The sequence below is a fragment of the Blastococcus sp. KM273128 genome (assembly GCF_021698975.1).
Lineage (GTDB): Bacteria > Actinomycetota > Actinomycetes > Mycobacteriales > Geodermatophilaceae > Blastococcus.
The window spans coordinates 23,628-35,067 of record NZ_SSXA01000044.1 but is presented as its reverse complement, the minus strand read 5'-3'; the positions used below and the strand labels follow the sequence as shown (position 1 = coordinate 35,067).

Annotated in this window: 10 protein-coding genes; 2 read left to right on the top strand and 8 right to left on the bottom strand. The window is 77.6% G+C overall.

Translation table 11 applies throughout. The features are described 5' to 3' along the window. Window positions 1-40: 40 nt before the first annotated feature. Both E9529_RS22110 and E9529_RS13555 read right to left on the bottom strand, forming a co-directional pair. The gene (locus E9529_RS22110) at window positions 41-163 is read right to left on the bottom strand and encodes a hypothetical protein (RefSeq protein ID WP_255709039.1); all 123 of its coding nucleotides are present in this window, start codon (window positions 161-163) and stop codon (window positions 41-43) included. Window positions 164-168: 5 nt separating this feature from the next. Further along, a complete protein-coding gene (locus E9529_RS13555; protein ID WP_236831687.1) occupies window positions 169-2,028 on the bottom strand; it encodes an ABC transporter ATP-binding protein in 1,860 nt (619 codons plus the stop codon). Window positions 2,029-2,204: 176 nt separating this feature from the next. Between E9529_RS13555 and E9529_RS13550 the strand changes: the two genes are divergently transcribed. Both E9529_RS13550 and E9529_RS13545 read left to right on the top strand, forming a co-directional pair. After that, on the top strand, window positions 2,205-3,578 hold the full coding sequence (locus E9529_RS13550; protein ID WP_236831686.1) for a sensor histidine kinase: 1,374 nt from the start codon (window positions 2,205-2,207) through the stop codon (window positions 3,576-3,578). Then, window positions 3,575-4,207 (top strand): response regulator transcription factor, encoded by a 633-nt coding sequence (locus E9529_RS13545; protein WP_236831685.1) that lies wholly within the window; start codon window positions 3,575-3,577, stop codon window positions 4,205-4,207. The genes E9529_RS13550 and E9529_RS13545 overlap by 4 nt, the downstream gene beginning before the upstream one ends. 15 nt (window positions 4,208-4,222) lie before the next feature. On the opposite strand, the gene E9529_RS13540 is transcribed toward E9529_RS13545, so the two are convergent. From E9529_RS13540 to metK, 6 genes are all read right to left on the bottom strand, one after another. After that, a complete protein-coding gene (locus E9529_RS13540; protein ID WP_236831684.1) occupies window positions 4,223-5,614 on the bottom strand; it encodes an RsmB/NOP family class I SAM-dependent RNA methyltransferase in 1,392 nt (463 codons plus the stop codon). Next, window positions 5,611-6,588, bottom strand: coding sequence for a methionyl-tRNA formyltransferase (gene fmt / locus E9529_RS13535; RefSeq protein ID WP_236831683.1), 978 nt, complete (start codon window positions 6,586-6,588; stop codon window positions 5,611-5,613). Before fmt ends, E9529_RS13540 begins: the two co-directional genes overlap by 4 nt. Next, on the bottom strand, window positions 6,537-7,070 hold the full coding sequence (gene def / locus E9529_RS13530; RefSeq protein ID WP_236831682.1) for a peptide deformylase: 534 nt from the start codon (window positions 7,068-7,070) through the stop codon (window positions 6,537-6,539). The genes fmt and def overlap by 52 nt, the downstream gene beginning before the upstream one ends. Continuing rightward, the gene (locus E9529_RS13525; protein ID WP_236831681.1) at window positions 7,067-7,726 is read right to left on the bottom strand and encodes an aspartate/glutamate racemase family protein; all 660 of its coding nucleotides are present in this window, start codon (window positions 7,724-7,726) and stop codon (window positions 7,067-7,069) included. Before E9529_RS13525 ends, def begins: the two co-directional genes overlap by 4 nt. Before the next feature lie 309 nt (window positions 7,727-8,035). Further along, window positions 8,036-10,018 carry a primosomal protein N' gene (locus tag E9529_RS13520; protein WP_236831680.1) on the bottom strand — a complete coding sequence of 661 codons (1,983 nt, stop codon included), beginning with the start codon at window positions 10,016-10,018 and terminating at the stop codon, window positions 8,036-8,038. A gap of 97 nt (window positions 10,019-10,115) precedes the next feature. Then, window positions 10,116-11,330 carry a methionine adenosyltransferase gene (metK, locus tag E9529_RS13515; RefSeq protein ID WP_236831679.1) on the bottom strand — a complete coding sequence of 405 codons (1,215 nt, stop codon included), beginning with the start codon at window positions 11,328-11,330 and terminating at the stop codon, window positions 10,116-10,118. Between the last annotated feature and the right edge of the window lie 110 nt (window positions 11,331-11,440).

The following is an 11,440-nucleotide window of genomic DNA, read 5'->3' as shown; positions in this document are numbered from 1 at the left end:
GGGGGGACGGCCGGGGGGACGCTTCGCTCGGGGGGCGCTCTCAGTACTTCTTCGAGCGCGAACGCGAACGGGAGTAGCTGCGGCTCTTGCTGCGGCTGCGCCCCTTCTTCTTCCGGTGACTCGGCGCGGAGACGACGGCGCCGAGGACGCGGGTGGTGGACATGCTGGTCACCTCCTCTCCCCCTGGGACGGACGACCGGCGCGGGCCGGGGTGCGGCCCGGGCCGGTGGCAGGTGTGCACCCGGTGGGTGCCGTGGGCGCCGGCGCGACGGCCGGACGCGGCGCACCGCCCCCGCGCGCGCTGTGCGCCGGGACGGGGCGGGCGGCGACCGGGCGGGCCGGGACGATCGGCGACGCGGGCGCGGGCCCGGCCGTCGGCTGCACCTCCACGGTGCGGTCGGCGATCGCGGCCAGCCGTGGGTCGTGCGTGACCACCAGCACGGTGCGGCCGCGGCCGACGGTGCGGATCGCGGCGATCACCTGGTGGGCCGCCTCCCGGTCCAGGGAGGCGGTCGGCTCGTCGAGCAGCAGGACCGGCGCCGGTGAGATCACGGCCCGGGCGAGGGCCACGCGCCGGCGCTGGCCGCCCGACAGCTGGGCGCCGCTCTCGCCGAGCGGCGTGTCGTAGCCCAGCGGCAGGCGGGCGGCGAACTCCTCCACGCGGGCCGCCCGGGCCGCCGCCACCAGCTCCTGGCGCGTCGCGGCCGGGTTGCCGAACGCGATGTTCTCGGCGAGCGTGCCGTCGAGCAGCCACGGGTCCTGGGGCACGTAGGCCAGCTGCTGGCGCAGCTGGACCGGGTCGAAGCCGCGGAGGTCGATCCCGTCGAGCAGGATGCGCCCGCCGTCGACGTCGTAGAGCCGCAGCACCAGCTGCAGGACGGTGCTCTTGCCCGATCCGCTCGGCCCGAACAGGCACACCGTCTCCCCGGCCGCGACGGTCAGGTCGAAGCCGTCGAGCACCGGGCGGTCCGGGGCGTAGGCGAACCGCACGCCCTCCAGCCGCAGCCCCTCGCGCACCGGCGGCACCGGGTGCGGGCGGGCGGGCGCGGGCACCGCCTCGGTGCAGTCGAGCACCTCGGCCAGGCGGGCGATGCTGGCCGCGGCCTTCGCCCGCACGCCGGTCAGCCGCACCAGTCCGCGGACCGGGGACTGCAGGTCCCGCAGGTAGGCCAGGACCACCAGCAGCTCCCCGGTGGTCAGCGCCCCGTCGCGCACCTGGAGACCGCCGGCGAGCAGGACGGCGCCGGTACCGAAGGCGAGGACCACCGACGGCACCGGTGACCAGCGGGCCTCGGTGGTGACCGCGGCCTGCTCCGCGGCGACCGTGCTGTCGTTGTGCGCGGCGAACATCGCCTGCGCCCGGTCCAGGCGGCCGAACGCCTGCACGGCCCGCACGTTGCGCAGCAGCTCCACCGCCGTGGCGGCCAGCCGCCCCGAGGCGGCGCGGGCGGCCTGCTCGGCCGCCCGGACCCGCCGGCGCTGCCGGGCGGTCAGCCACGCGAGGACCGGCAGCACCGTCGTCCCGAGCAGGGCGAGCACCGGGTCGACGGCGAGCAGCACGACGAGCACGCCGGTGAGCAGCAGCAGGTCGGGGACGAGCGTGGTGAAGGTGACGACGACGGCGTCGAGCGCCCGCCCCACGTCGGTGGTGAGCCGGTTGGCCACCTCCCCCGAGCGCGTCCGGTCGTGCCAGCGCAGCGAGAGGGTCAGCACGTGGGCGAACACCCCGGCCCGCAACCGGCCACCGATGCGCTCGGCCGCCCGTTCGCTGCTCGCCGTCGCGGCGACGCCCAGCAGCCCCTCGGCGACGACCAGCGCCACCGTGGCGACCGCGGCGACGACCAGCAGGCCCACCGGGTCCACGCCGGCGAGCGGGGCCGCCGGGCCGCGCGGCGGGAGCCCGCCGAGCGCGGAGTCGACCGCGAGCGCCAGCGGCCAGGGGCGCAGCAACGAGCAGCCCACCTGGCCGATGGAGGCCCCGGCGGCCAGCGCGAGCCGGCCGCGCTCGGGGCGGACGAACGGCAGCACCGGCCGCAGACCCCGGGGTCCGGGCGGAGCACCGTGCCGTCGCATGGCGGCACGCTCCCCCGCCGGTGGTCGCATCCTCCAGTGGACGTTGGGGCTAGTACCGCGGGTCCACCCGAATCTGGGGGTCCGGGACCGGACCCCGTCCCCACCAGCACATCCGTGCCTACGCTCCGCCCGTGTTGCGAAGACGCGGCCGCGAGGTCCGGCGCAGGGTCTCGGTCGCCGGCTCGGTCGCCCGGTTCACCCTGGCCGGGCTGCTGGTGACGGCCGCGCTGATCGGGGTGACGGGGGTCCTCGCCCAGCACGCCGGCGAGCAGGAGGCGACCCGCTCGGCCGAGCGCCTGGCCCGGGTGGTGGCGCACGGCGTCGTGGAGCCGCTGCTGACACCCGGGGTGGCCGCGGGGGACGCCGGTGCGCGCGCGGCGCTGGCCGGTGCCGTCCAGCCCGTCGTCGCATCAGGTCCGGTCGTCAGGGTGAAGGTCTGGACCGCCGACGGCCGCCTGGTCTGGTCCGACGAGCCGCGCCTCATCGGCCGCGCGTTCCCCCTGGACGACGACGAGCTCCGGGTCCTGGCCGGGGATGTCGTCCCTTCCCACATCAGCGACCTGTCCGCCCCGGAGAACCGGTACGAGCGAGGTCACGGGAAGCTGCTCGAGGCCTACGTCGGCGTCCGGGACACCAGCGGGCGGCCGCTGATCGTGGAGGTGTACCAGTCCTACGACGCGGTCGCCGAGGCCGCCGGGCAGGCCTGGCGCCGCTTCGCCCCGGCGGGGCTGGGCGCGCTGCTGGCGCTCGAGCTCCTGCAGGTCCCGCTGGCCTGGGGCCTGGCCCGGCGGCTGCGCCGGAGCCAGGAGGGGGAGGCGGTGCTGCTGCAGGCCGCGGTCGACGCCTCCCACGCCGAGCGGCGGCGCATCGCCCACGGCGTCCACGACGGCGTCGTGCAGGACCTCACCGGGCTCACCTACGACCTGGACGCCGCCCGGCTGGGCGGCTCCGCGGACCCCCGCACCCGCGCCCTGCTGGCGGGGACGGCGTCGGGGCTGCGCCGGTGCGTCTCCGAGCTGCGCCGCCTCCTCGTGGACCTCAACCCCCCACCGCTGCCCGCTGCCGGCCTGCGCCCGGCGCTGCAGATGCTCGCCTCGGGCCTGGAGCGGCAGGGCTGCCAGGTGCTGCTCGACGCCGACGACGCCGACGACCTGCCCCGCGCCGCGGCCGCGCTGCTGTACCGCTGCGCCCTGGAGGCGGTCCGCAACGTGTCCCACCACAGCCGGGCCCGCACCGTCCGCATCACCCTGACCCGCCGCGGCGACGTCGTCACCCTCGTCGTCGACGACGACGGCGTCGGCTTCGACGACGCCCGGCTGGCCGAGCGCAGCGCCGCCGGCCACCTGGGCCTGCGCGCGCTCGCGGACCTCATCGGGGAGTCCGGTGGCTCCCTGACCGCGGAGAGCCGCCCGGGCCGGGGCACCCGGCTGACGGTCACCGTCCCCGTCGAGCCGGCCGGGCCCCGGCCGTCCGGCGCGCTCCCCACGGCCGGGGCGGTCCGGTGATCCGCGTCCTGGTCGTCGACGACCACGCCATCGTCCGGGCCGGGCTCGCGCACCTGCTGGGCACCGCCGCGGACGTCGTCTGCGTCGGCACGGAGGCCGACGGCCGGGCGGGACTGGCGGCCGTGGCGGCCCTGCGGCCGGACGTCGTCCTGCTGGACCTGTCCATGCCCGTGCTGGACGGCGTCGAGGTCATCCGGGCCCTGCGCGCGGCCGGGAACCCGGTCCGCGTCCTGGTGCTGACGTCGTTCGCCGACGCCGACCTGGTCCTCGCCGCCGTCCACGCCGGCGCCGACGGCTACCTGCTCAAGCAGAGCGAGGCCGAGACCGTCCTCGACGGGGTGCGGGCCGTGGTCCGGGGCGAGGCGCCCGTCGACCCCGGGGTGGCCCGGTCGCTGCTGTCCGAGGTCCGCGGGCGGGCGCAGGCCGACCCGCTGACCGAGCGGGAACGCGAGGTGCTGGAGCTGATCCGGCAGGGGCAGCCGAACAAGACCATCGCGCGGCGGCTGGCCATCAGCGAGCGGACCGTGAAGGCGCACGTGACCCACATCCTCCAGCGGCTGGGGGTCGCCGACCGGACGCAGGCCGCCCTCTGGGCCGAGCGCCAGCGGCAGGGCGCGGGCCGCCCCTGACGCAGGTGCGCGGCGTCAGCGCGTGCGGCGGAGCAGCGCCATGAACATCGCGTCGGTGCCGTGCCGGTGCGGCCACAGCTGCCCGAAGTCCCCCCGTGCGATGCCGGGGACCTCCGGGAACAGCGGCGCGACCGGCAGCACGTCCACGTCGTCCCGGGCGGCGGCGGTGCCGACGACGCCCACCGTCTCCTCCGTGTGCGGGGAGCAGGTGACGTAGGCCAGCAGCCCGCCCGGCCGCACCGAGGCGAGCGCGGCGGCGAGCAGCTCGGTCTGCAGCCCCACCAGCCCTGGGACGTCCTCGGGGGTCCGCCGCCAGCGCACCTCCGGGCGGCGGCGCAGCGCCCCCAGCCCGGTGCACGGCGCGTCCAGCAGCACCCGGTCGAAGGAGCCCGGCGCCCACGGCGGCTCGCGGCCGTCGGCGGCCACCACCTCGACGTCGGCCTCCCCGGCCAGCGCGCGGCGGACCAGCTCGGCCCGGTGCGGCGCGCGGTCTGCGGCGGTGAGCCGGACGCCGGCGGGCCGCAGCGCGGCGAGCAGCCCGGCCTTGCCGCCGGGGCCGGCGCAGACGTCCAGCCAGGCCTCGTCGCGCCCGTCCAGCGGTGCCCGCGCGAGCAGCAGCGCGGCCAGCTGGCTGCCCTCGTCCTGCACCGCGGCCCGGCCCGAGCGCACCGCCGCCAGCCGGCCCGGGTCTCCCCCGCCGAGGCGCACCGCGTACGGCGACCACGGGCCGGGCGCGCCGCCGGACTCCTCGGCGAGCGCGGCGCGCTCCATGCGCCGGGCGACCAGGTGCACCTCGGGGGCCGCGTCGTCGGCGAGCAGCGCCGGCTCGAGCTCGTCGTCGCCACCGAGGGCGTCGCGCCAGGCCTCGACGACCCAGCGGGGGTGGTCGGTGGCCAGCGCCAGCCGATCGTCGCCCCCGGCCCCCAGCGCGGCCAGCCACGCGGCCCGGTCACCGCCCGCGGCGACCTTGCGCAGCACGGCGTTGACCAGGCCGGAGGCGCCGGTGCCGACGATCGCCCGGGTCAGGGCGACGGTGGTGTCCACGGCCGCGTGCGAGGGCACCCGCAGGTCGAGCAGCTGGTAGGCGCCCAGCCGCAGCAGGTCGAGCACGCGGGGGTCCAGCTCGGGCAGCGGGCGGGACACCAGCCCCGTCAGGACCGCGTCGAGGGTGCCCTGGGCGCGCAGCGCACCGTACGCGAGCTGGGTGGCGAAGGCGGCGTCGCGGGGCTCCAGGTCCCGCTCGCGCAGCAGTTGCGGGAGGAGCAGGTTGGCGTAGGCGTCGCGCGAGGAGACGCCGTCGAGGACGTCGTACGCGGTCAGGCGGGCCCCGTCGAGCGGGCGCCGCGCCCCCTGGCGCGGGCGGCCACCGCCGCGGGGACCGCGCCGGCGCTGCGGCGGGCGGGTCACTCGCCGCCCAGCCGCTCGCCCGGGGCGGGGCGGGCACCGCGGGCCCAGTCCGCCGCCGGCAGCATCCGCTTGCCCGCGGGCTGCACCTGGTCCAGCCGCACCGCGCCGCCGCCGGTGCCGACGAGCACACCACCGTCGAGGTGCAGCTCCCCGGGCGCCAGGGCCGGCCCCCCGGTGACGGGGACGACCGGGCCGAGCCGCATGCGCTCCCCGCGCCACGTCGTCCACGCACCGGGCGCCGGGGAGACCCCCCGGATGCGCCGGTCCACCACGTGGGCGGGCAGCGCCCAGTCGACCCGGGCGTCCGCCGTCTCGACCTTCGGCGCGAGGCTGATGCCCTCGGCCGGCTGCGGCTGCGGCTCCAGCGCCCCGGCGGCGATGCCGTCCAGCGTGGCCACCAGCAGCTGCGCGCCGCTGACGGCGAGCCGCTCGAGCAGGTCACCGGCGGTGTCCCGCGGCCGGACGGCCTCGGTGAGGGTGCCGTAGACCGGCCCGGTGTCCAGGCCCGCCTCGAGCAGGAAGGTCGAGGCCCCGGTCACCTCGTCGCCGGCCATGATCGCGTGCTGCACCGGCGCGGCCCCGCGCCACGCGGGCAGCAGCGAGAAGTGCAGGTTCACCCAGCCGTGCGCCGGCACGTCCAGCGCCGCCTGCGGCACCAGCGCGCCGTAGGCGACGACCGGGACGCAGTCGACGCCGAGGGCCGCGAGCTGCTCGAGGAACTCCGGCTCCCGCGGCGAGCGCGGCTGGAGCACCGGGAGACCGGCCGCGTCGGCCCGCTCCGCGACCGGGGACCTGCTGACCTTCCGGCCGCGCCCGGAGCGGGCGTCCGGCCGGGTCAGGACGGCGACGACCTCGTGGTCGGAGGCCAGCAGCGCCTCCAGGGACGGGACGGCGGGCGCCGGGGTGCCGGCGAACAGGAGCTTCAGTGCGGGCTCACCTTCACGACGGGGAGGTAGCTGCCGTGCCCGTTCCACTCGGCGGCCCGGATCTCGGCGAGCGCGGCGGCGCGGTCGGCGTCGGCGAGCCGCTCGACGAACAGCACGCCGTCGAGGTGGTCGGTCTCGTGCTGGATCGCGCGGGCCAGCAGCTCGGAGCCCTCGACCCGCACCGGGTCGCCGTGCACGTTCCAGCCGGTGGCGACCACGTGCAGGTGGCGCCGGCAGTCGTAGCGCAGGGCGGGGATGGACAGGCAGCCCTCGGGGCCGTCCTGCACCTCCTCGCCGACCGGTGCGACCTCGGGGTTGACCAGGTGGCCGACCTCGCCGTCGACGTACCAGGTGAAGACCCGCAGGCCGACACCGATCTGCGGCGCCGCCAGACCCGCGCCCCCGGCGGCCTGCATGGTGTCGGTCAGGTCGTCGACGAGCCGCCGGAGCTCGGCGTCGAAGTCGACGACCGGGGCCGCGGGCCGGTGCAGCACCGGGTCGCCGAACAGCCGGATGGGGGTGACGCTCACCGGTCGATCGTATGCGGCGCTGGTGAGGTGCTAGAGCGGCCCCGCTGCCGGGTCCCGCCGCGAGCTCGCGAGCGGTGGGAGGCAGTCGGGGCCTCTCCCAGCGCGGCCCGGACGGCGGCGGCGGCGTGCAGGGCCGTCGTCGGGAAGGTGGGCACGGGCACGTCGTCCGGGCCGATCAGCAGCTCGATCTCGGTGCAGCCGAGCACGACGCCCTGCGCCCCGCGGGCCATGAGCCGGCCGACCACCTCCTGGTAGGCCTGCCGCGACTCCTCGCGGACGACGCCGAGCACCAGCTCCTCGTAGATGACCCGGTGCACCAGGTCGCGGTCGGCCTGCTCGGGGACGAGGACCTCCAGGCCGGCCGCCGCGAGCCGGTCGACCAGGAAGGGCTGCGCCATCGTGTAGCCGGTGCCGAGCAGCCCGACGCGGGTGAGGCCGGCGGCGGTGATCGCCTCGGCGGTGGTGTCGGCGATGTGGAGGAAGGGCACGTCGATCGCGCCGGTCACCGCATCGGCGACGGTGTGCATCGTGTTGGTGCACAGCAGCACGAGGTCGGCGCCGGCGTCCTGCAGCGCCCGGGCGTCGGCGGCCAGCAGCTCCCCGGCGGCGGCCCACTCGCCGGCCGCCTGCAGCCGCTGGATGCCGGCGAAGTCCACCGAGAGCAGTAGAAGGACCCCGTCCTCCTCACCCCTCGCACGCTCGGGGCGAGCCTCGGGACGGGGCCGTAGAGGGCGCTGCTCTCCCAGCTCATGCCGCCCAGCAACCCGATCGTCCTCACCGCGGCATGGTCGCAGCCAACGGACCTCCCGTGGAGGGGTGCCGGCCTCCGGACTTCCCCTGTGCCCGGTCGCGCTCTGCCCCGCCGGCGTGGGCAGAGCGCGACTCCCGGCGGACGGCCCTCCCGGGACGCGCTGCCATCGGCAGGTGCGCACGTCGCCGGGCCGTCCGGCGGGGCGCCGCGGCGCCTACACCAGGTCGAGCGGGTCGAGTTGCACGCGCACGTGCTCGGGCACCTTCTTCGCGCTCCGCACGCCCTGCACCTCGGCGAGGGCGTGCGCCAGGGCGGCGCCCTCGGTGCGCGGCACCCGCACCAGGTACCGCTCGCGCTCCCCCTCCTGCCCGGGCCGCGGCCGCTCCGGTACCGGCCCGAGCAGGTCGGCGCCGGCCGGCAGCCGCGCCGCGGCGAGGAACTCGGCCAGCGCCGCGGGCGACCCCACCAGCGACGCCATGCGGGTGACCGGCGGGAAGCCGAGCTCCCGGCGGTCGGCCAGCTCCCGCTCGGCGAGCCAGGCCGGGTCCCAGCGGACCAGCGCCTGCACCACGGGGTGGGCGGCGTCCGCGGCGACGACCACCTGGCCGCCGGCGGCCGCGGGGCGCACGAGCGCGGCGGCGTTGGCCCACCGGCGCAGCGTCTCCTCGCCGGCGCGCAGGTCGGCCCGGCCCAGCAGCGCCCAGGAGTCCAGCAGCAGCGCGGCACCGTAACCACCGTCGGCGACCGGCTCGGCCCCCGGCGTCGAGACGACCAGCGCCGGCCCCGCCGGCACGGTGGCCAGCACCCCGGAGGTGCTCCCCGAGGTGCGGACGGTCGTACCCGGGAAGGCGCGCGCCAGCTCCTCGGCGGTGCGCGACTCCCCCACCACGGCGGCCCGCAGCTTCGTCGCGTGGCAGTGCGGGCAGTCGAAGGTCGCCGCCGGCCGGGCGCACCAGCGGCAGGCGGGGATGCGCGTGCCCCCGGGGCCGGGGCGCGAGGAGATGCCGAGCGGGCCCGAGCAGTGCGCGCAGCGGGCGGGCGCCCGGCAGCGGGCGCACGCCAGCGACGGGACGTAGCCGCGCCGGGGCACCTGCACGAGCACCGGCGCCCCGGCGGCCAGTGCGCGGCGCGCCGTCTCGTAGGCCAGCGACGGCAGCCGGGCGGTGCGGGCCGCCGGGTCGCGGGCCAGCTCGAAGTCGTCGCCCAGCGCCTGCACCCGGGGGGCCGCGGCCCGCAGCGCGGTGCGGTCGGCCACCAGCTCGTTGGCCCAGCCGGACTCCACGAGCAGCGCGGCCTCGGCGGTGCGCGACGTCCCCGCGACGACCGCGGCGCACGAGTCCAGCCAGGCGCGCTGGACGAGCACGTCGCGGGCGTGCGGGTAGGGAGCACGCTCGTCGGAGTGCAGGTCGTCGCCGTCGTCCCAGACGACCACCAGGCCGAGGTCCCGCACCGGCGCGAACATCGCCGCCCGGGTGCCCAGCACCACCTGCGCGGCGCCGCGGGAGGCGGCGAGGAACCGGCGGTAGCGCTTCTCCGGGGAGTCGTCGGCACGGAGCACGGTGAACGAGTGCTCGGGCAGCAGGCGCTGCGCCGCCGCCGTCAGCCGGTCGAGGTCCCGCCCGTCGGGGACGACCACCAGCGACCCGCGCCGCCCCGAGAGCGCCGCCCGGCACAGCTCGGCCAGCCGGGTCGGCCAGTCCTCACCCGGCAGCGCCGTCCAGACCGCGCGCGCCGGCCGCCCCTCGGCCAGAGCGGCCAGGAGCGCGGGCCCGGCCTGGTAGCGGGCGAAGCCCGCCGGGTCCGGCGGCTCGGGCAGCGCCTCGGGGGTCGGCGACTCCCGCTTCTCCGCGGCGCCGCGGCGCGGTGGCAGCGCCAGCCGCAGCACGTCGCTCGCCGTCCCCGCGTAGCGGTCGGCCACCGCCCGGACCAGCCGCGCGACCTGCGGGGTCAGCACCGGCTCGCCGGAGGGCACGTGCGACAGCGGTTGCAGCCGCCCGGCGAAGTCGCTGCTCTCCGCGACCTCCCACACCACGCCGTCGACCAGCCGGCCGTGGAACCGCACCCGGACCCGGCACCCGGGCTGCACCGTGCCGGCGTGCTTCTCCGGGACGGCGTAGTCGAAGGGCCGGTCCAGGTGGGCCAGCGGCACGTCCACGACGACCCGGGCGACCTGCACCGGACCAGTCTCCGTGCTCACACCGACAACTCCCGGGCGCCCGGTGACGTCCTGGAACGGCCCCGCTGCAGGGTCCCGGTCCGAGCCTGCGAGGTCCGGGGGGCGGCGGGGTCCTTCCTCAGGCGACCGCGGCCTTGAGCGCCTCGACGCGGTCCAGCCGCTCCCACGGCAGGTCGAGGTCCGCGCGGCCGAAGTGGCCGTAGGCGGCGGTGGGCCCGTAGATCGGGCGCAGCAGGTCCAGGTCGCGGACGATGGCGCCCGGCCGCAGGTCGAACACCGAGGTGATCGCCTTCTCCAGCACCTCGTCGGCCACCGTGCCGGTGCCCTGGGTGTCGACGAACAGCCCGACCGGGTGCGCCGCGCCGATGGCGTAGGCCACCTGCACCTCGCAGCGGCGGGCCAGGCCTGCGGCCACCACGTTCTTGGCCACCCAGCGCATCGCGTAGGCCGCCGAGCGGTCCACCTTCGACGGGTCCTTGCCCGAGAAGGCGCCGCCGCCGTGGCGGGCCATGCCGCCGTAGGTGTCGACGATGATCTTGCGGCCGGTCAGCCCGGCGTCGCCCATCGGGCCGCCGATGACGAACTTGCCGGTCGGGTTCACCAGCAGCCGGTGGCCCTTGGTGGGCAGGCCGAGCGCGGCGAGCTCCGGCTCGACGACGAGCTCCTCGATGTCGGGGGTCAGCAGCGTCTCGATGGAGATGTCCTCGGCGTGCTGGGAGGAGACGACGACCGTGTCGACGGCGACCGGGCGGTCGTCCTCGTAGACGACGGTGACCTGGGTCTTGCCGTCGGGGCGCAGGTAGGGCACCGAGCCGTCCTTGCGCACCGCGGAGAGCCGGCGGGACAGGCGGTGGGCCAGCGCGATCGGCAGCGGCATGAGCTCTGGGGTCTCGTCGGTCGCGTACCCGAACATGAGGCCCTGGTCGCCGGCGCCCTGGCGCTCGATCGCGTCCTCGACGGCCTGCTCCTGGTCGCGGACCTGGGCCTGCGTGCGCGACTCGTACCCGACGTCCACGCCCTGGGCGATGTCGGGCGACTGCGCCCCGATGGAGACGCTGACCCCGCAGGATGCGCCGTCGAAGCCCTTGCGCGAGGAGTCGTAGCCGATCCGCAGGACGGTCTCGCGGACGATCGCCGGGATGTCGACGTAGCCGGCCGTGGTGACCTCGCCGGCGATGTGCACCTGCCCGGTGGTGATCAGCGTCTCGACGGCGACGCGGCTGCGCGGGTCCTGGGCGAGCATCGCGTCCAGGATGGAGTCGCTGATCTGGTCGGCGATCTTGTCCGGGTGGCCCTCGGTCACCGACTCGGACGTGAAGAGGCGGCGTGGCACTCGGTGACTCCCTGGGACGGTGGGCGGGTGGGGGCGGGGCGACGGCGGCTCGACGGTCGTTCGGTGCGGAGCACCGGGGAGGAACGTTACCGGCGAGCACCGGGGTCGGG

Excerpts from the sequence above, each read along its gene's own strand:
- E9529_RS22110 (WP_255709039.1), bottom strand. The coding sequence starts at position 163 with ATGTCCACCACCCGCGTCCTCGGCGCCGTCGTCTCCGCGCCGAGTCAC.